Source organism: Bacillus sp. 41-22 (assembly GCF_025809295.1).
Taxonomy (GTDB): Bacteria; Bacillota; Bacilli; order Bacillales; family Bacillaceae_G; genus Bacillus_A; species Bacillus_A mycoides.
Window position 1 is genome coordinate 3,903,726 of record NZ_CP084035.1, and the last position, 17,678, is coordinate 3,921,403.

Genomic DNA, 17,678 nt, shown 5'->3' on the forward strand with positions numbered 1-17,678 from the left:
ATTAGTCCCTTGATTTGTAAACTATAGAAACAATAAGAAGTCCACAAAACGAACTTGTCAGTCCAGATACTATTATACCTCCTATTTGGAAAATATGAAAATAGGGGTCTAATAACGCGTGAACGATAAATATAATGGCCGCCACAACGATAGATGAAGCCCAATATTTCTTTTTTTCCGCAGTTAAACTAGTATCTTGATCAGTTTCCCTCCTATATTTCCATAGTACATATATTAGTAATAGTAGACCAAAACATGTACTCCCATGCTGTGAAAATTTATAAATTGGAATACTATATACTTCTTGCTGTAACAGCGGCATTTCCATAACAAAATAGCCTGTCTTATGAGTAAAAGCATCCCAAACGACATGCGTCACCATACCGAATAAAGCAGAATAGCAAAATACAAAAAAATCCTTCCAAGTATACAGCCCCCACTTCGCATCTACTACATATTTATAGTAACTAGCAAAAGGCTTAGGTAAATGTGTTATAAATGGTCCTTTTAAAATAAAATGATATGCATATGCTAATAAAAAAACGAGTGGTAAATTCAAATAGAAGAAACCAACCCATGTATGGCCAATAATACCGTATGGCCTAAAATATAAAAAATATTCAAAATCAGGTGCCATACTACCCAATATAAGAGCCGTCACCGAAATATAACTAGAATGTTTCTTAGCAAAAGGGAGAACAGCTGCTGGATGTGCGAATGTAAACGGCATATTAATACTCCTCTTCATATTTCTAATAGAATACCATCTATCATAACGAGAGAATTAATCTTGATGCAATGTTTATTTTCACATTGGAATATGATAGTTTACGTGTTATAATCCACATAAAATATTCAGAAAATAAGGAAGTGTTCACGTGTCATTAACACTTGTCTTTTTTCTTGTTTTGTTTATATTGTTTTTAAGTACATACATCGGATTCTTTATATGGAAGTACTACAAAATTATAAAATATATATGGATTTATGAACGTTCTTATCATTTTTATAGGAAAGAGAATGGCTTTCGGCTGGGAAGGTCTCGGTTTTGGCGCACTTCAATATATAATACTATTAGCAAGTTGTCTTACATTAGTATTTGCCGCTTTTTTAGAATCAAAATCCGTTATGAATTGAGGTTTATATATTGATTGACGTACCCTTTTTAAAAAATGTCACATTAAAAAAAGAAAATATCCCTAGCTTTTCCGCATACCCTTACTGTCTACCCGCTATTCGAACTTTACAATCACTAGCTTTCCACCCAAATGTAACATTCATTATTGGAGAGAATGGAACAGGTAAATCAACATTACTCGAAGGAATTGCAGTGGCTTTAGGTTTTAATGCAGAAGGTGGAACAAAAAATTTCCGATTTAGCACAAACGATTCCCATTCATCTTTACATGAATACCTTCGAATTTCAAAAAGTTTCAATACACCAAACGACGGTTTCTTTCTTCGCGCTGAATCATTTTATAACGTTGCTTCTTATATCGATGAAATAGATGCTATAAAATCTTACGGCGGCGTTTCACTTCACGAACAATCACACGGCGAATCATTCTTCTCATTATTTATGAATCGTTTTTCAGGACAAGGTTTATACATTTTAGATGAGCCTGAGGCAGCTTTATCCCCGATGAGACAACTTTCAATGCTCATTCGCATGCACGAACTAGCTGAACAAGGTTCACAATTTGTTATCGCGACGCATTCTCCCATTTTAATGGCTTATCCTGAATCTACTATATACTCTTTAACTCAAGAGGGGATTCACGAATCGACATTAGAAGAAACGGAGCATTACCAAACAACAAAACTTTTCTTTGAAAATCGCGATCGATTATTTCATCACTTATTTGAGTCATAAAAAAAGAGGCAGCAATCGCTGCCTCTTTTTTATAATGCTTCTATAAATAAAGCTACTCCAATACCGCCTCCAACGCATAGAGAGGCAATACCTTTCTCTAATCCACGTCTTTTTAATTCGTGAATTAAACTTACCGTAATACGAGCTCCTGTACAACCAATTGGATGTCCAAGTCCTACACCACTACCGTTTACATTCACTTTCTCACGGTCTAACCCTAACTCTTTCTCTACAGCTAAATATTGTGCAGCGAAAGCTTCATTAATTTCAAGTAAATCTGCATCTTCTAATGACCAATCTACTTTTTCTAATCCTTTACGAATTGCTGGTGCTGGTCCAATACCCATAATTTTCGGATCTACACCCGCTACTGAGTATCCAACAATTCGAGCTAACGGTTGTAAGCCTTTTTCTTTTGCTTTTTCTTCGCTCATTAATACTAGAACTGCACTTCCGTCATTAAGACCAGATGAATTCCCTGCAGTTACTGATCCGTCTTTACGGAAAGCTGGTTTTAATCCTGCTAATTTTTCAGCTGTAATATCTGCACGTGGATGTTCATCCTTCGCAAATACAACTTCTTTTCTACGTTCTTTTATTGTAATAGGAACAATTTGATCGTCAAAGTATCCAGACTCCATCGCTTGCAACGCTAATGTATGACTACGAAGCGCAACTTCATCTTGTTCCTCTCTTGTAATTTCATATTGTTCAACTAAATTTTCCGCTGTTTCACCCATCATAATATGGTGAATCGGATCTTCTAAAACTTCCCACACCGTATCACGAATTTCTCCGTGCTGTAGACGTTGTCCCCAGCGGTGTTGTTTTAATGCATAAGGGCTCGAGCTCATTGCTTCTACTCCACCTGCAACAACAATATCACTTACACCTAATTGGATTTGCATTGCAGCAGACATAATTGCTTGCATACCTGAAGAACATTGACGTTGAATTGTATAACCAGTAACTGTGTCAGGAAATCCTGCCGCTAATGCAGCTGTTCTTGCCGTATTTGCTTCATCAGTTCTTTGAATACAATGACCTAAAATTACTTCATCAACTTCATGTGGCTCTACTCCGCCTCTTTTTACAGCTTCCTGAAGTACAGGAACAGCTAATTCTACTGGTGTTATATTTTTTAGTGCTCCTCCGAAAGTTCCAATTGGTGAACGAACTGCAGCTGTAATGACAACATTATGCATTTTGTACTTGCCCCTCTCTTATGTACCCTAGTAAGTTTGTAGGTGAAATTCCATAAGTTGTATGTCTAAAATTATCATACTATAAACATACCAAAAAATCAAAATATTTAATATAATAAAAATAGAAGGAATTAACCTTCTATTCTGTCAATGCGTATAAGAATTTTTGTAATATCTTCTCTGTCGTTTCATTCAATTTTGGTAACTTATCTACTGGAAAATATTGAAGTTCTAACCCTTCATGATCGAGCTTTAATTCTCCGCTTACATGATGTGCCTGATACAGATGAATCACATTAAAAATTTCATCTCCATTTGGATAACGGAAATAAACTTCCTTTCCTGAAAGAACGCCAAGAAATTGCATAATTTTCGCGTTTAGTCCCGTCTCCTCGAATAATTCTCTACGAGCAGTTTCTTCTGTCGTTTCTCCCAGTTCCATTGCCCCACCAGGTACGCCCCAATCATATGTATCTGAACGATATTGAAGCAATACTTCTTGATTATCATTTAATATAATAATTGCTGATCCTACTAAAATAAGTGGTCTCGTACCAACTACTTTGCGTAACTCTTCAATATACCCCAATATGTAAACTCCCCTTTCCTCACCCTTCCTTATCATAACAAAATTCTCTTTCTTTTGTTGCTGTAATTTTCAATAAAAAAGGAAGCTTCCACTTCCTTTTTTTACCGTTATCCTGCTATTTGCGGGCGGTAAGACCCCTACCTCAAAATTCAGCGAAAGTAAAGAAGTTAGGTGGGGATCGGGCTGCCCATAAAAGCCCTATTGGTGAGGGCTGATAATCAGTGGGCGATGAACAAAGCCCCCACTGATTAAAGTTTCACTTTATTTCTTAAAGCTTTCGTATTTTACAACTTCAAAAGCTTCTTCAATTTCCTCATTATGATAATGGACATATGTAAAACGCCCTAATTCTACTAACCTAGCTATTTCTTGCAATGCTTTATGCTGATCATATGTTTCTTCAATTGTAATATGTACATAAAACTTCATTAATGGATGTTCATATAAAGGTTCTCCCACCTCCACATATACATCTTCAACCCCTTGCACAACTCTTACATAGCTCGCAAATTGATACAGAGCTTCTCTGTCTGAAACGATTTTTAATGTATACATATATTCTCCCCCTTTTCTTTACTATATCAAAAAGCAGACCATACTACGTTATAGAACTATGAAATTTTTTCGACTTATAGTCTATATATTCGTGTAATAAACAAGGCGTTTATCCATACATAGGACCTTTCCCCCACATATATTATAGAAAGAATTTTTTCATTTGAGGTGTTCCTTATGAATTCATACGTTAATATATGTGTTTGCATTACTCCAGGCGCCGATATTTCTGACGACCGTATTGCAAAAGATTTAGCAGTTGCAGAATCAATTTGGCATCCCATTACATTTAAAATTAAAGAAGTAATTGTACTAAACGAGCTTTTCCGTTTTTGTAATCGGGAAATTAGTTATAAAAACTCCATTCAAAGTCAGGAAAAATTATCATCTTTTTTTCAAACTTGTGTTAACGAAGCTCCTGAATGCGACCTTTATATTTGTTATATTGGTAGTGATTATTTCAAAGAAACCGCAGTAATCGCTTGCGCTTACTCTCTAGCGAAACAACAACAACTTACTGGTTACATCGTTTTAACAAACTCAGCTGCTCCAATGAAAAATATATACACCCTCGCTCACGAAATTGGTCATATTTTATTTACAAGACGAATTCATGGAAAACTTACGCACGCAGATCCCCACTCTCCAACCGGTTCTGAACATCACCATTCACCATCGAACCTTATGTACCCTATAGTCCCTAGCCCTAATAACGTTCACATCAATTCATTATTAACAAATGAACAAAAAGCGCTCTCTTTACAAAGTCCTTTATTACAAAGAAAAAAACAGTAACGATATTGTTACTGTTTAAAACAATATATTCAAATCAACAAACCAGTTTTCGGCTGCAAAGGATACACTATACACCTAAGCATAATCCTTCTAAAAATCAAAATATAGTATTTCTTTGGAAATAATTTTTTGTATATCCAGAGCAGCCCTTTTCCTATTAAACCGAAGAACAAAACATAACCCGATGTGTCATCTAATAAAGTATCGAAATAGTCATCATGTACCTTTTTCGAAAAGGTAGTATATAGCCCAAAAATCGTTAAACCTAAAAATATAATAGACAATATACCTAGAAATATACTTTGCATATTTGTTCCCCCCTTAATAAAAAATTCAGTTCGTGCACTATTAATATAAAGCTAGCTTACAGTTTTTTTCTCCTCATTTTTCAAAGACCATCGCATTAATACATACAAACTTCCGTACAGAAGTAAAGGCTCTAGTATTCCCCAATATGGGTTTTGCTTCCCTAATTCTTTAAATACAAACATAATTAATAGCGGTACGATAACAGCTAATATTCCAATCCATCCAAGTATAAAAGCTTCACCAATTAACAACACTAATAAGACAATTCCAGCTAGTATATAACTTTGCATAGTAGTTAATTGCAATACAGGTGTCCCATACCATTTATTCATAAACATTAATAATACTAGTAATAAAATTGGTAGCAAAGCTGCTACATAAATAATGCTAAATTCTTTTATTTTGCTTTTAAATGATGACATCTTAAAAGCAAAAATAATAGCCACAATAGTTATCATTAAAACAATTGGGTACCCAATCAATTGTACATTCGTTAATGTAAGTTCATGATTCGGACTTTCAAATAAAATATTTGTAAGTAACCAATATCCACCTATCCCAATTATCATTCCTAAAATAGTCTTTATACTCCCGCCTTTATCCTTCTCCATCTCATTCGCTAATTCTTCTGCATATTCTTTTGGCGAATCACCAAATATATCACTTACCGTCTTTCCTTTTTTCTCACCTTCTATTAAATGTAGCTCTGCATCCTCTAGAAAAGCATCTACATCTTCTTCTTTAATTCCCTTCGTAATTAAATACACTTTCGTATCGATTAAAAACTTTTCTCCTTCTTTAGAAACTTGCATTAGAATCCCTCCCTTAATTAACCGTTTCTTTTCTATTCGCCTTCATCATAATTTCAAGGAAGATTAAAATAAACAAACTTCCGTATAAACATATAATTTGAAATAACATTGGCACGAGATCTTCCGATGTGAACGTTTTAAAAACTAACATAATAGAAAGCGGAATAATTAAATATAAATTTTTAAACCATCCTTCAAAATATATATTTATAGCTACCGTGAGGATAAAGATCCCTCCAGCTAATATATAACTTTGGACTAGAGTCAACGTAAACATCGTTGTAGGATATATCATATCTAATATCGGAACTGCTCCTAATAAAAACATTGGCGCAATCATGACTAAAAACCACGTTTTTGTAAAACTTGTTACAAATGTCATTTTACGAAGCAGAAAATTTGGACCCATTACAGCTACGATCAATGTAAAGCTATAGCCAATGCACTGAATAAGTGAAATCTGTAGAATTCCGTTATTCACTATTAAGATAGAAGTAATAAACCAAAACGATACGATATTCATTACCGTAAAACCAATTTGCTTCCAATTTTCCTTTCTATCCCTTTCCATCACTTTTACAAGTTCATTCGCATATTCTTTCGGTGAACTTCCGAAAATATCTTCTACACTTTTCCCTTCACCCTCACCTTCTATTAAATGCAACTCTGCATCTTCTAAAAAGCTTTCAATATCGCTTTCTTTCACACTCTTTGCAGTTAAAAATAATCTCATATCTAATAAAAAATTTCGCGCTTCATTTGATAACATTATTTTTTTCTCCCCTTCCCTTCAAGTAGACGCTCTACACTACTTTGCATCGCTTCCCAGCGATCCATAAATTCATCCAGTGCTTCCTCGCCTTTTTCTGTTAATGTATAATATTTTCGCTTTGGGCCAGATGGAGATTCCTTCATTACACTTGTTATTAACCCTTCCTTTTGCATTCGTATTAATAACGGATAAATACTTCCCTCACTCGCCATTGTAAAACCATACTTCGCTAATCTTTCACTCATTTCATAACCGTATATTTCACCTTCAGAAATAATAGCAAGTAAGCATCCTTCTAAAATCCCTTTCAGCATTTGACTTGTCGACATAATTGAAATCCTCCTGCTATCTTGTTTTACAAGATAGATAAGCGTAAGTACCTTGCTTTACAAAATAGTATAGCAGAGACTATTTTGCAAAACAAGATAGCTAAAGATATTTTTCCAAATGTTTGCAGGGATTTTATTATCACCTCTCTAAATAGAGCAATAAGAGAACTTTTATTATGAAGGAGTGTTTTTCATCATGGTTACAAATCGAGTTGTCTTTTTAACAGGTGCTGCGAGCGGTATTGGTTATGAAATGGGAAGTGCTTTCGCAAAAGAAGGTGCGAAAGTTGTCATTAGTGATCGCCTTGAAGATCGTGCAAAAGAAGCTGCTGAACAATTGCAAAAAGAAGGCTATCAAGCCATTGGTTTAAAATGTGACGTTACATCTGAAGAAGAAATTACAGCAGCACTTTCTCAAACAGTTCGTCATTTCGGTTCATTAGATGTATTAATTAACAACGCAGGAATGCAACATGTTTCACCGATTGAAGATTTTCCAACTGATAAATTCGAGCTTCTTATTAAAATTATGCAAATCGCTCCATTTATCGCCATCAAACATGCCTTTCCGATTATGAAAAAGCAAAAATATGGTCGTATTATTAATGTTGCTTCGATTAACGGACTTGTTGGATTCGCTGGAAAAGCTGCCTATAATAGTGCGAAACATGGTGTAATTGGATTAACAAAAGTTGCTGCTTTAGAGGGAGCAACTCATGGAATTACTGTAAATGCTCTTTGTCCCGGATATGTTGATACCCCTCTTGTACGAAATCAACTACAAGACTTAGCAACTACGCGAAATGTACCACTTGAAAATGTTTTAGAAGATGTCATTTATCCTCTTGTACCACAGAAGCGTTTGCTACAAGTACAAGAAATTGCTGATTATGCTATGTTTTTAGCGAGTGAAAAAGCAAAAGGTATAACTGGTCAAGCTGTCGTTATCGATGGTGGTTATACTGCTCAATAAAGTGAAACTTTAATCAGTGGGGGTTTTGTTCATCCCCACTAATTATTAGCCTTCACCAATCGGGCTTTTACTGCCCGTTAATGCAGGATAAAAAATAAAGTTTGCTCTTCGCGAGCAAACTTTATTTTACTTTCTATCGCGAGGATCTTCCTACTTTAGTAATTGTTTAGGGAGCTTCTCAATTGCTACAATCACTCCGTCTAATTTACTTTCAATGCGATGTAGTAAATATAGCGTTACAACAATTGGAAAGCCCACATTACCTATCATCCCGATCCACTCTTCCATCTTTCTCTCCTCCCTTCATTACATAAATAAGAGGAAACGAAGACTTAAGGCATAAAAAACAAGCTATTTTTTATTAGCTTGTTTTTTAACTACTCAGCCATACATTTCATTTTTCAGCATATAGATTGCTACCATGAAGATACAAATGGTCCTACACCTTGCTACCTTTCTTTGTTTTAAAACGTTGCGCGTGGTAGGAACAGGCACTTACCGCTCCTATACATAGCCAGTCCCTCTCGACCATTTAAAAACATGCTCTTCTACCGTTTTTTTATATAGCGACTGAGCAGTTAGCTTATTTTTTCAAATAATGATGTAATTTTTTGCTTATAATCTCCACGTAAAATACCTTTCTCAGTAATAATCCCCGTAATTAATTCACGCGGTGTTACATCAAATGCAGGGTTAAATACAGGCGTTCCAAGTGGCGCCACTTGTTTCCCAAAAATTTTCGTAACTTCTGTTTCATCTCTTTCTTCAATGACAATTTCAGCACCTGTTTGTTTCGTAGTATCAAATGTAGATAACGGTGCTGCAACGTAAAATGGGATACCGAAATACTTTGCTAATATAGCTAAATTTAATGTTCCTATTTTATTAGCAGTATCACCGTTTTCAACGATTCGATCTGCCCCTACGATAATCGCATTAATTTCTTTCGTTCGAATTGCATGTGCTGCAGTATTATCCGTAATAAGCGTTACATCAATGTCTGCTTGTTTCAATTCCCATGTCGTTAAACGGCCACCTTGTAAAACCGGCCTCGTTTCACACGTATACGCATGTAAACGCACACCCTTCTCTTTCCCAATATAAAATGGGGCTAATGCTGTTCCATATCTAGCAGTTGCAATACTTCCAGCGTTACAAATTGTTAAAATTTTATCACCGTCTTTAAAACATGTTAAAGCATGTTCTCCAATACTTCGGCACACCATTTCATCCTCTTGCTGAATATGAAGCGCTTCTTCTTCTAATATTTTTTGAGCTTCTTTTATTGTAGTAATCTCTCGAATAGATTCTCTCATACGATCGATTGCCCAAAATAAATTGACTGCTGTCGGGCGTGATGTTCCTAAATAGTTACAATCTCTATTAAACTTCTTCTGAAACTCATAGATATTTATAGCATCGTATTTCTTTGCCGCAAGCGCCAAACCAAACGCAGCTACAATTCCAATTGCAGGCGCTCCTCGTACTTCTAACATAATGATACTTTTCCATACATCTTCAATATTCGTTAATGTTTTGTATTCAGTGACATGCGGCAACTTTGTTTGATTTAATACTGCAATTCCATCGCCTTTCCAACTTACAGATCTCGGAATAGTAATAATTGTACTCATGCTTTTACGCCTCCAACTGTCTGTTGAAATAATGTTCGAAACAGTTGAATATCAGCACCCTTGGCTTCATATTTTATTAGTTCTCTACCTAAGGATAACGCTTGTTTTTTAGCTTGAATTCTATTTTCTTTATTTGCTATCCCATCTAAATCCGCTACATGAGCTAAGCCAATTGTTCTACGAATCAGTTCACATCCGGCAAATCCGACGGCATCAGTAAAGATATTTTGCAAAATAATTGGTAACCATTGTTTTTCTTTCGTATATGCTTCTACACCTTCTCCAATCCATAACTTCGTAAAGTTTTCTACAAAATAACTCCATGTCTTTTCTATATGGAAAAATAGTACACTTCTCTTTTCTTCTTCTCTAGATAAAGCATTTAATAATAGATTTGCAATAAATTGACCGATATCAAACCCAAATGGACCGTACGTTGCAAATTCTGGATCGATCACTTTCGTTTCAGAAGGTGATGAAAAAATACTACCAGTATGTAAATCACCATGAATAAGCGCTTCTTTTCTCGTTAAAAACTTATATTTATATTGTGCTACTTTTAGTTTTAAAGTTTTGTCACTCCAAAGTTCATCAATCACTGACTGTAAATCTGACTCATAATCATTCGTATCATAATGTCCAAATGGATCCGTAAAAACTAAATCTTCTGTAATTTTACTAAGGTCTGGATTTACAAATGTACCTTCTAGTACCCTTTTCTCTTCTGACTGTAAACCGAAATCTGAAGTATAAAACAAAACATGTGCTAGAAAACGACCGATATGCTGGGATAAAAGTGGATATCCTTCTCCATCTATTAATCCTTTTCTTGTAATTGTTAGTCTTGATAAGTCTTCTATTACTGTAACTGCTAACTCTTCATCATGACTGTACACTACCGGAACATAATCTGGCACATACTTCGCAAAAATTTGTAATGCTTTACTTTCAATCGTCGCTCTTTTTATAGACAGTGGCCAGCTCTCACCAACTACTTTCGCATATGGCAGTGCTTGTTTTATTATAATAGACTTCTCTCCATCATCTAATTTGAACACGTAATTTAAATTTCCATCTCCAATTTCATGACAAACTACATTTGCTTTCTTTTCAAAATAACCGTGTTCTTTCGCATATTGTATAGCTGTTGTTTCAGTTAATGAATAATATCCCATCGTCTTCTCCTCCTTTTCATTCAGAGGTTTTTCTAAAATAGAAAAACCCCTTTCCACAAAGAAAGAGGTTTGAAGTTTATCTTCTCCCCTCTTATCTGCCAGAAAGTTTACTTTCTGCTGGAATTAGCACCGTGCCTTTTGGCGTCATAAACGCCCCATTTCACAATGGTATTACGGTCGGTTGCTGGGCTTCATCGGGCCAAATCCCTCCACCTGCTCTTGATAAGAGTTTTATAATTTTTAGAATTTTTAACTTTATGATGAAGACTATACCAAGAATAAAAATCACTTGTCAACATTTTATTTGTATAATTCTGGACGACGATCTGCAAAAACTGGAATTCCTTTACGTACCTCTTTAATTTTCTCGAATTTAAGTTCTCCAAATAAAATTGATTCCTCTTCATTTGCCTCTACCACAACTTCACCCCAAGGATCCACAATTAGAGAATGACCTGCAAACTCATTATTCGGATCCTTTCCTGCTCTATTGCACGCAACAACATAACACTGATTTTCAACTGCTCTCGCCTGTAAAAGCAAACGCCAATGTGCTAAACGTACTAATGGCCATTCTGCTACAACAAATAAAACTTTTGCACCTTTAGCAGTATGAACGCGCATCCACTCTGGAAAACGAATATCATAACAAATTGTACCAGCACACTCTACATCATCTAACTTAAATTCACCTGTCTCATTACCAGCAACTAAATATTTATGTTCATCCATCAGCTGAAATAAATGTACTTTACTATATTCATTGACTAGATTCCCTTCATTGTTTACAACATACATTGTATTTGTAACCCCTTGCTCTGTTTGCTTTGCTATGGAACCACCAACAATATGTACACCATATTGCTTCGACCATTCTTTCAACTTTTCTTTCGTTTCTAATCCATCCGTATCTGCAATTTCAGAAAGTCTCGTTAAATCATATCCTGTTGTCCAGAGTTCTGGTAAGACGATAACATCTGGTCTTTCTTTCATCGCTTCACTTATTTTTTTTTTAGCGTTCTCAATATTTTTTTCTACATCTCCAAAGACAATATCCATTTGAATACATGCGACTTTCATTTTTTCAGCCCCATTCTCATTTTTTTCTTTACAAAATACTGGAAAGATTATATCATTTGTCACTAGAATTGTAACAACTTTCAAAAGAGGTGGAAAGTATGAAATTATTTCAACCTTCTGAGATAGTAACATCATTGCCAACACAATTTTTCGCTTCACTTGTTGCAAAAGTTAACAAAGTCGTTGCAGCTGGTCACGATGTTATTAATCTAGGTCAAGGTAATCCAGATCAACCAACACCGCAGCATATCGTTAAAGCTTTACAAGATGCTGCTGAAAAGACCATTCATCATAAATATCCGCCATTTCGCGGACACGAAAGCTTAAAAGAAGCCGTGGCAACATTCTATCAACGTGAATATGATGTAGTAGTAAATCCAAAAACTGAAGTTGCTATTTTGTTTGGCGGAAAGGCTGGATTAGTAGAATTACCAGTTTGTTTTACAAACCCTGGTGATACTATTCTCGTTCCAGATCCAGGCTATCCAGATTATTTATCAGGAGTTGCTTTAGCAAAAGCACAATTTGAAACAATGCCGCTTATTGCAGAAAATAATTTTTTACCGGATTATACAAAAATTGATGACTCTGTTGCGGAGCGAGCAAAGTTAATGTTTTTAAACTATCCAAATAACCCTACCGGCGCTACTGCATCAAAAGATTTTTTTGATGCAACCATTCATTTTGCTAATAAACATAATATATTAGTTGTTCACGATTTTGCTTACGGTGCTATCGGATTCGATGGTCAAAAGCCTGTTAGTTTCTTGCAAGCAGACGGCGCTAAAGATACAGGTATTGAGATTTACACTTTATCGAAAACTTTCAATATGGCTGGATGGCGTATTGCTTTTGCAGTAGGAAATGAAAGTGTCATCGAAACTATTAACCTATTGCAAGATCATATGTATGTTAGTATTTTTGGTGCAGTTCAAGATGCTGCCCGCGAAGCACTATTAGGCTCGCAGTCTTGTGTGGTAGATCTTGTTAATAGTTATGAATCTCGGAGAAATGCTCTTATTTCAGCTTGTCACTCAATTGGTTGGAAAGTAAACATTCCAACAGGATCATTCTTTGCATGGCTTCCTGTTCCAAAAGGATATACATCTGAGCAATTTTCTGACATTTTACTAGAAAAAGCACACGTTGCAGTTGCTCCTGGTGTTGGATTTGGTGAGCACGGCGAAGGGTATGTCCGTGTTGGTCTCTTGCATACAGAAGATAGATTACGAGAAGCAATTAATCGAATTGATAAATTAAATTTTTTCAAAAAGTCATTGACAACATAAAAAATATCTGACAAAATTCAGTTATCTTAAAAATTAAAACATTTCTAAATACTTCTTATCAAGAGCAGGTGGAGGGACGAGCCCGACGAAACCCGGCAACCGATCTACAATTGTAGACACGGTGCTAATTCTCGCAGCGTTACGCTGACAGATAAGGAGCTGGTTGTAAAAAAACCTCTCCTTAGCTGAGAGGTTTTTTTATTTAACTAGGAGGGTATAACAATGAGCGGAATTATAGCGACATATTTAATCCACGATGATTCTCACAACTTAGAAAAGAAAGCAGAACAAATTGCAATCGGTTTAACAATTGGTTCATGGACTCATTTACCACACTTATTACAAGAACAATTAAAACAACATAAAGGTAATGTCATTCATATTGAAGCGTTAGACGAACAAGAACATATTAACTCTTACCTCGGCAAAAAAGTATCACGTGGACTCATTAAAATTCATTATCCATCGCTGAACTTTAGCCCTGACTTACCAGCCATTTTGACAACAACATTTGGAAAACTTTCGTTAGATGGAGAAATTAAACTAATTGATTTAACATTCTCAGACGAATTAAAGAAACAGTTCCCTGGACCAAAATTTGGAATTGAAGGCATCCGAAACCTTTTACAAGTTCAAGATCGACCTCTTCTAATGAGTATTTTCAAAGGGATGATAGGACGGAATATTGGATATTTAAAAACTCAACTACGCGATCAGGCAATTGGAGGCGTAGATATTGTAAAAGATGATGAAATTTTATTCGAAAACTCATTAACACCACTTATAAAAAGAATTGAATCTGGGAAAGAAGTTTTACAATCTGTATACGAAACTTACGGGCATAAAACTTTATACGCAGTAAACTTAACAGGTCGAACTTATGATTTAAAAGAAAACGCGAAACGTGCGGTGATAGCTGGAGCAGACATTCTTTTATTTAATGTATTTTCTTATGGATTAGATGTACTGCAAGCACTTGTAGAAGACGATGAAATTCCAATTCCTATTATGGCACACCCTGCTGTAAGTGGCGCATATTCATCATCGAAACTATACGGTTTCTCTTCTCCATTACTACTTGGAAAATTACTACGTTACGCTGGTGCTGATTTCTCTTTATTCCCATCACCATACGGCAACGTTGCATTAGAAAAAGAGGAAGCTCTTCTCATTACAGAAGCATTAACTGAGGAAGACCACTATTTCAAGAAAAGTTTTTCTGTTCCATCTGCTGGAATTCATCCTGGTTTCGTTCCCTTTATTTTACGAGATTTTGGTAAGGATGTTGTTATTAATGCCGGCGGCGGGATTCATGGGCATCCAAATGGAGCTCAAGGTGGTGGCAAAGCTTTCCGTGCTGCAATTGAAGCTACTTTACAAGGTAAACCACTCCATGAAGTGGATGAAATAAATTTGCATAGCGCACTACAAATATGGGGAAATCCTTCTCATGAGGTGAAATTATGAGTATTCAAGTATTTTGTGATTTCGATGGTACGATTACAAATAACGATAATATCATGTCCATTATGGAAAAATTCGCACCACCAGAAGCAGAGGAAATAAAGCAAAAAATTTTATCGCAAGAACTTTCTATTCAAGAAGGTGTTTCTCAATTATTTCGATTAATACCTATTAATCTACACGATGATATTATTCAGTTTTTACAAGAAACTGCTGAAATCCGTACAGGTTTTCATGAATTCATACAATTCATTAATGAAAATAACATTTCCTTTTACGTTATATCAGGTGGAATGGATTTCTTCGTCTATCCACTCTTACAAGAAATAATCCCTAAAGAACAAATTTATTGTAATGCAACTGACTTTTCAGGAGAATTTGTTGAAGTGAAATGGCCGCACCCTTGTGACGAGCAATGTCAGCATAGTTGTGGTCTCTGTAAATCATCATTAATTCGTAAACTAAGCTCTAAAGATGATTTTCATATTGTGATTGGAGATTCTATTACTGATTTACAAGCAACAAAACAAGCAGATAAAGTATTCGCCCGTGACTTCCTTATTACAAAGTGTGAAGAAAATCGTATTGCTTATACACCGTTTGAAACATTTCACGATGTTCTAGCTGAACTAAAACATTTGTTGGAGGTGAAATTATGAAACAACTTTTTCGTCAATGGTATGACTTAAGTGAAATTAAAAAAGAATTAACAACTCGGAATTGGTTTCCAGCAACGAGTGGAAATATTTCTATAAAAGTCAGTCATGATCCCCTTACTTTTCTTATTACAGCAAGTGGCAAAGATAAAACCAAAACCACTCCAGATGATTTTTTATTAGTAAATCATCAAGGAGTTCCCGTTTTAGAAACTGAGTTACGCCCTTCGGCAGAAACAATATTGCATACACATATTTATAACAATACGAACGCCGGGTGCGTACTTCATGTTCATACAACTGATAACAATGTCATCACAAATTTGTATAGTGATGCAGTCACCCTTCAAAATCAAGAGATTATTAAAGCTCTTGATATTTGGGAAGAAGGTGCAACGATTAACATTCCTATTATCGAAAATGATGCTCATATCCCGACGCTTGGAGAGAAATTCCGAAAGCATATACAAGGAGATTCAGGAGCAGTATTAATTCGAAACCATGGCATTACCGTATGGGGCCGTGATAGCTTTGATGCAAAAAAAAGATTAGAAGCTTATGAGTTTTTATTCCAATTTCATATAAAATTATTATCAATTCAAGGAGGCGTTTCTAATGGCGCAAATTCGTATTCATGAGGAAAATACTCGTATTGAAAATGAAGTAGCAGTATCAAACTTTCTACAAGGAGAAGATGTTTTATATGAGAAATGGAATATTTCTAAACTTCCTACTCATTTAAAAGAAAATTACTCCTTAACAGATGAAAACAAAGCTGAAATATTAACGTTGTTTTCAAAAGAAATTGCTGATGTTTCAGAGCGCAGAGGTTATAAAGCATATGATGTGATTTCACTTTCAAATAGCACACCTAACCTTGACGAGTTATTAATTAATTTCCAAAAAGAACACCATCATACTGACGATGAAGTTCGCTTTATTGTCAGCGGTCATGGCATCTTCGCTATTGAAGGAAAAGATGGTCGATTCTTTGACGTTGAACTCGAGCCTGGTGATCTTATATCTGTGCCTGAAAATGCAAGACACTATTTCACCTTACAAGATGATCGCCAAGTTGTAGCTATTCGTATTTTTGTTACAACAGAAGGTTGGGTTCCAATTTATTAAGGTAGCTAGTTGAATAAAAGAACTTGGAACCCCTTTTCCAACCTTTTATTCACTCTACATATATACATCCTCCTATGGACCAGGCTTATTTCATAACATTGAAGTAAGCCTGATTTTTTATTTACTAAAATGATTTTTCCCTTTCGTTTGTTTAAATCAAATATCTCGAATCACAATTCCACTTTATCAAGTATATTTCGGAATTTTTTTTGAACATTTATTGAACTTTTTTTGAAATTTTTCTGAAAATTCTGTTTTACGTATGATATACTACAACTAATAAGAAGGAAAAGAATATTGCAAACAGAGGGGGATAATCATGAGTTTACTTATCGCACTTATACTAGGAGTTACATGCGGAGCTATTCCTGTCATTTTAGGAGCTATTATGGAAGAATTAGAAGTTGGTGTTTTAGGTTTTGTTGCATCATGTGTAAGCGCTTTATTTTTCGGTTTATATGGTGCTATTCCTGTTTCTATTCTGTGCGCATTTTATATACTACGCCATGCTCGCGCGAAACAGCTCGGCCCTAATCACATTGCCCAAGTTATTCCATTCCCAATTGAACGATGCCGCCGCGCTTCCAGCCTATAAAGTGAAACTTTAATCAGTGGGAGTTTTACTGCCCACAAATAGCGGGATAAATTATCCAACTTAAATATTATGCCTGCCTAAATAAATAAAAAGTCCTCAAATGAGGACTTTTTATTTATTTTCTTCTAGAAATTGAAACAATTCTTGCAAATGAAGTGCATCTTCACTGTAGCTAACGGATACATGACATGTCCCTTCAATCTCAGCATGCATATAAAGGACAATTCCATCTCGATCATATTTCAATGCCAAATAAAACTCCATTTCCTCTAACATCTTTTTCGAGCTTCGGATAACATAATGCCCTTTCTCATCTCTTCCATATTCAAAATCTGGTCCAAAATCGTATTTTTGTTTAAAAGCTTCTTTTTGCTTATCATTAATCTGTACACAAGTTGCTCGCTGCACAGCATCAATCATCTCGTCAAACTTTTGGAGATCCATT

At 35.3% G+C, this 17,678-nt stretch carries 21 protein-coding genes, 2 pseudogenes and 2 riboswitches; of the genes and pseudogenes, 10 read left to right on the forward strand and 13 right to left on the reverse strand.

The annotated features are described in order from the left end of the window. Position 1: 1 nt before the first annotated feature. On the reverse strand, positions 2 to 730 hold the full coding sequence (locus tag LCF45_RS19825) for a DUF4184 family protein (protein ID WP_263893327.1): 729 nt from the start codon (positions 728 to 730) through the stop codon (positions 2 to 4). Between the two features lie 148 nt (positions 731 to 878). Here LCF45_RS19825 and LCF45_RS27075 point away from each other — a divergent pair. Next, a pseudogene (locus LCF45_RS27075) lies at positions 879 to 1,137 on the forward strand (hypothetical protein). Between the two features lie 10 nt (positions 1,138 to 1,147). Then, entirely contained in the window at positions 1,148 to 1,873 is a 726-nt protein-coding gene (locus LCF45_RS19830; protein ID WP_002088384.1) for an AAA family ATPase, read from the forward strand. 29 nt (positions 1,874 to 1,902) lie between these two features. On the opposite strand, the gene LCF45_RS19835 is transcribed toward LCF45_RS19830, so the two are convergent. From LCF45_RS19835 to LCF45_RS19845, 3 genes are all read right to left on the reverse strand, one after another. Further along, on the reverse strand, positions 1,903 to 3,078 hold the full coding sequence (locus LCF45_RS19835) for an acetyl-CoA C-acetyltransferase (RefSeq protein ID WP_002128911.1): 1,176 nt from the start codon (positions 3,076 to 3,078) through the stop codon (positions 1,903 to 1,905). 139 nt (positions 3,079 to 3,217) lie between these two features. Then, positions 3,218 to 3,667: an NUDIX hydrolase gene (locus tag LCF45_RS19840; protein WP_012261633.1), complete on the reverse strand. Its 450-nt coding sequence runs from the start codon at positions 3,665 to 3,667 to the stop codon at positions 3,218 to 3,220. Between the two features lie 261 nt (positions 3,668 to 3,928). Then, positions 3,929 to 4,222 (reverse strand): DUF3928 family protein, encoded by a 294-nt coding sequence (locus LCF45_RS19845; RefSeq protein WP_002088390.1) that lies wholly within the window; start codon positions 4,220 to 4,222, stop codon positions 3,929 to 3,931. A 177-nt stretch (positions 4,223 to 4,399) separates the two neighbouring features. Between LCF45_RS19845 and LCF45_RS19850 the strand changes: the two genes are divergently transcribed. Continuing rightward, positions 4,400 to 5,017 carry an ImmA/IrrE family metallo-endopeptidase gene (locus tag LCF45_RS19850; RefSeq protein ID WP_002167734.1) on the forward strand — a complete coding sequence of 206 codons (618 nt, stop codon included), beginning with the start codon at positions 4,400 to 4,402 and terminating at the stop codon, positions 5,015 to 5,017. A 15-nt stretch (positions 5,018 to 5,032) separates the two neighbouring features. On the opposite strand, the pseudogene LCF45_RS19855 reads toward LCF45_RS19850, so the two are convergent. The 4 genes and pseudogenes from LCF45_RS19855 to LCF45_RS19870 form a co-directional block, all read right to left on the reverse strand. Next, a pseudogene (locus LCF45_RS19855) lies at positions 5,033 to 5,325 on the reverse strand (DNA-binding protein). Positions 5,326 to 5,376: 51 nt separating this feature from the next. After that, complete coding sequence (locus LCF45_RS19860) at positions 5,377 to 6,138, reverse strand: DUF1129 domain-containing protein (protein ID WP_016120762.1); 762 nt, start codon at positions 6,136 to 6,138, stop codon at positions 5,377 to 5,379. 13 nt (positions 6,139 to 6,151) lie between these two features. After that, entirely contained in the window at positions 6,152 to 6,907 is a 756-nt protein-coding gene (locus tag LCF45_RS19865) for a DUF1129 domain-containing protein (RefSeq protein ID WP_263893329.1), read from the reverse strand. Next, positions 6,907 to 7,239, reverse strand: a complete 333-nt coding sequence (locus LCF45_RS19870) for a PadR family transcriptional regulator (protein ID WP_002014879.1) — start codon at positions 7,237 to 7,239, stop codon at positions 6,907 to 6,909. The genes LCF45_RS19865 and LCF45_RS19870 overlap by 1 nt, the downstream gene beginning before the upstream one ends. A 196-nt stretch (positions 7,240 to 7,435) precedes the next feature. Between LCF45_RS19870 and LCF45_RS19875 the strand changes: the two genes are divergently transcribed. Continuing rightward, on the forward strand, positions 7,436 to 8,212 hold the full coding sequence (locus LCF45_RS19875; protein WP_002128918.1) for a 3-hydroxybutyrate dehydrogenase: 777 nt from the start codon (positions 7,436 to 7,438) through the stop codon (positions 8,210 to 8,212). Positions 8,213 to 8,362: 150 nt separating this feature from the next. On the opposite strand, the gene LCF45_RS19880 is transcribed toward LCF45_RS19875, so the two are convergent. The 4 genes from LCF45_RS19880 to LCF45_RS19895 all read right to left on the reverse strand — a co-directional run bounded on the left by LCF45_RS19880 (position 8,363) and on the right by LCF45_RS19895 (position 12,185). Next, positions 8,363 to 8,500, reverse strand: coding sequence for a YvrJ family protein (locus tag LCF45_RS19880; protein ID WP_002014881.1), 138 nt, complete (start codon positions 8,498 to 8,500; stop codon positions 8,363 to 8,365). A gap of 290 nt (positions 8,501 to 8,790) precedes the next feature. Beyond that, positions 8,791 to 9,846, reverse strand: a complete 1,056-nt coding sequence (gene mtnA / locus LCF45_RS19885) for an S-methyl-5-thioribose-1-phosphate isomerase (protein WP_263893331.1) — start codon at positions 9,844 to 9,846, stop codon at positions 8,791 to 8,793. After that, positions 9,843 to 11,021, reverse strand: coding sequence for an S-methyl-5-thioribose kinase (gene mtnK, locus LCF45_RS19890; RefSeq protein WP_002131201.1), 1,179 nt, complete (start codon positions 11,019 to 11,021; stop codon positions 9,843 to 9,845). Before mtnK ends, mtnA begins: the two co-directional genes overlap by 4 nt. An 88-nt stretch (positions 11,022 to 11,109) precedes the next feature. After that, a riboswitch (SAM riboswitch) is annotated at positions 11,110 to 11,250 on the reverse strand. A gap of 71 nt (positions 11,251 to 11,321) precedes the next feature. Then, a complete protein-coding gene (locus tag LCF45_RS19895; protein WP_002131202.1) occupies positions 11,322 to 12,185 on the reverse strand; it encodes a carbon-nitrogen family hydrolase in 864 nt (287 codons plus the stop codon). Between the two features lie 14 nt (positions 12,186 to 12,199). Here LCF45_RS19895 and LCF45_RS19900 point away from each other — a divergent pair, with 14 nt between their 5' ends. The 6 genes from LCF45_RS19900 (at position 12,200) to LCF45_RS19925 (ending at position 17,233) form a co-directional block, all read left to right on the forward strand. After that, on the forward strand, positions 12,200 to 13,390 hold the full coding sequence (locus LCF45_RS19900) for a pyridoxal phosphate-dependent aminotransferase (RefSeq protein ID WP_002128923.1): 1,191 nt from the start codon (positions 12,200 to 12,202) through the stop codon (positions 13,388 to 13,390). A 52-nt stretch (positions 13,391 to 13,442) separates the two neighbouring features. Then, a riboswitch (SAM riboswitch) is annotated at positions 13,443 to 13,548 on the forward strand. Positions 13,549 to 13,612: 64 nt separating this feature from the next. Then, positions 13,613 to 14,857, forward strand: coding sequence for a 2,3-diketo-5-methylthiopentyl-1-phosphate enolase (gene mtnW / locus LCF45_RS19905; RefSeq protein WP_002128924.1), 1,245 nt, complete (start codon positions 13,613 to 13,615; stop codon positions 14,855 to 14,857). Continuing rightward, positions 14,854 to 15,513 (forward strand): 2-hydroxy-3-keto-5-methylthiopentenyl-1-phosphate phosphatase, encoded by a 660-nt coding sequence (locus LCF45_RS19910; RefSeq protein WP_002128925.1) that lies wholly within the window; start codon positions 14,854 to 14,856, stop codon positions 15,511 to 15,513. The genes mtnW and LCF45_RS19910 overlap by 4 nt, the downstream gene beginning before the upstream one ends. Continuing rightward, positions 15,510 to 16,148 carry a methylthioribulose 1-phosphate dehydratase gene (locus LCF45_RS19915; protein ID WP_002128926.1) on the forward strand — a complete coding sequence of 213 codons (639 nt, stop codon included), beginning with the start codon at positions 15,510 to 15,512 and terminating at the stop codon, positions 16,146 to 16,148. The genes LCF45_RS19910 and LCF45_RS19915 overlap by 4 nt, the downstream gene beginning before the upstream one ends. Next, the gene (locus LCF45_RS19920; protein WP_002128927.1) at positions 16,126 to 16,638 is read left to right on the forward strand and encodes a 1,2-dihydroxy-3-keto-5-methylthiopentene dioxygenase; all 513 of its coding nucleotides are present in this window, start codon (positions 16,126 to 16,128) and stop codon (positions 16,636 to 16,638) included. Before LCF45_RS19915 ends, LCF45_RS19920 begins: the two co-directional genes overlap by 23 nt. A gap of 319 nt (positions 16,639 to 16,957) precedes the next feature. After that, positions 16,958 to 17,233, forward strand: a complete 276-nt coding sequence (locus LCF45_RS19925) for a hypothetical protein (protein ID WP_002014891.1) — start codon at positions 16,958 to 16,960, stop codon at positions 17,231 to 17,233. 111 nt (positions 17,234 to 17,344) lie between these two features. Here the strand turns inward: LCF45_RS19925 and LCF45_RS19930 are convergent, their stop codons facing one another. After that, positions 17,345 to 17,677 carry a DUF3909 family protein gene (locus tag LCF45_RS19930; protein WP_002014892.1) on the reverse strand — a complete coding sequence of 111 codons (333 nt, stop codon included), beginning with the start codon at positions 17,675 to 17,677 and terminating at the stop codon, positions 17,345 to 17,347. Position 17,678 lies beyond the last annotated feature (1 nt).

What these genes read in the sequence shown, in the direction of transcription:
- LCF45_RS19825 (WP_263893327.1), bottom strand. Translation starts at nt 730, where the DNA reads ATGCCGTTTACATTCGCACATCCAGCAGCTGTTCTCCCTTTTGCTAAG.
- LCF45_RS19835 (WP_002128911.1), bottom strand. Translation starts at nt 3,078, where the DNA reads ATGCATAATGTTGTCATTACAGCTGCAGTTCGTTCACCAATTGGAACT.
- LCF45_RS19845 (WP_002088390.1), bottom strand. Translation starts at nt 4,222, where the DNA reads ATGTATACATTAAAAATCGTTTCAGACAGAGAAGCTCTGTATCAATTT.
- LCF45_RS19850 (WP_002167734.1), top strand. Translation starts at nt 4,400, where the DNA reads ATGAATTCATACGTTAATATATGTGTTTGCATTACTCCAGGCGCCGAT.
- LCF45_RS19860 (WP_016120762.1), bottom strand. Translation starts at nt 6,138, where the DNA reads ATGCAAGTTTCTAAAGAAGGAGAAAAGTTTTTAATCGATACGAAAGTG.
- LCF45_RS19865 (WP_263893329.1), bottom strand. Translation starts at nt 6,907, where the DNA reads ATGTTATCAAATGAAGCGCGAAATTTTTTATTAGATATGAGATTATTT.
- LCF45_RS19870 (WP_002014879.1), bottom strand. Translation starts at nt 7,239, where the DNA reads ATGTCGACAAGTCAAATGCTGAAAGGGATTTTAGAAGGATGCTTACTT.
- LCF45_RS19875 (WP_002128918.1), top strand. Translation starts at nt 7,436, where the DNA reads ATGGTTACAAATCGAGTTGTCTTTTTAACAGGTGCTGCGAGCGGTATT.
- LCF45_RS19880 (WP_002014881.1), bottom strand. Translation starts at nt 8,500, where the DNA reads ATGGAAGAGTGGATCGGGATGATAGGTAATGTGGGCTTTCCAATTGTT.
- mtnA (WP_263893331.1), bottom strand. Translation starts at nt 9,846, where the DNA reads ATGAGTACAATTATTACTATTCCGAGATCTGTAAGTTGGAAAGGCGAT.
- mtnK (WP_002131201.1), bottom strand. Translation starts at nt 11,021, where the DNA reads ATGGGATATTATTCATTAACTGAAACAACAGCTATACAATATGCGAAA.
- LCF45_RS19900 (WP_002128923.1), top strand. Translation starts at nt 12,200, where the DNA reads ATGAAATTATTTCAACCTTCTGAGATAGTAACATCATTGCCAACACAA.
- mtnW (WP_002128924.1), top strand. Translation starts at nt 13,613, where the DNA reads ATGAGCGGAATTATAGCGACATATTTAATCCACGATGATTCTCACAAC.
- LCF45_RS19910 (WP_002128925.1), top strand. Translation starts at nt 14,854, where the DNA reads ATGAGTATTCAAGTATTTTGTGATTTCGATGGTACGATTACAAATAAC.
- LCF45_RS19915 (WP_002128926.1), top strand. Translation starts at nt 15,510, where the DNA reads ATGAAACAACTTTTTCGTCAATGGTATGACTTAAGTGAAATTAAAAAA.
- LCF45_RS19920 (WP_002128927.1), top strand. Translation starts at nt 16,126, where the DNA reads ATGGCGCAAATTCGTATTCATGAGGAAAATACTCGTATTGAAAATGAA.
- LCF45_RS19925 (WP_002014891.1), top strand. Translation starts at nt 16,958, where the DNA reads ATGAGTTTACTTATCGCACTTATACTAGGAGTTACATGCGGAGCTATT.
- LCF45_RS19930 (WP_002014892.1), bottom strand. Translation starts at nt 17,677, where the DNA reads ATGGATCTCCAAAAGTTTGACGAGATGATTGATGCTGTGCAGCGAGCA.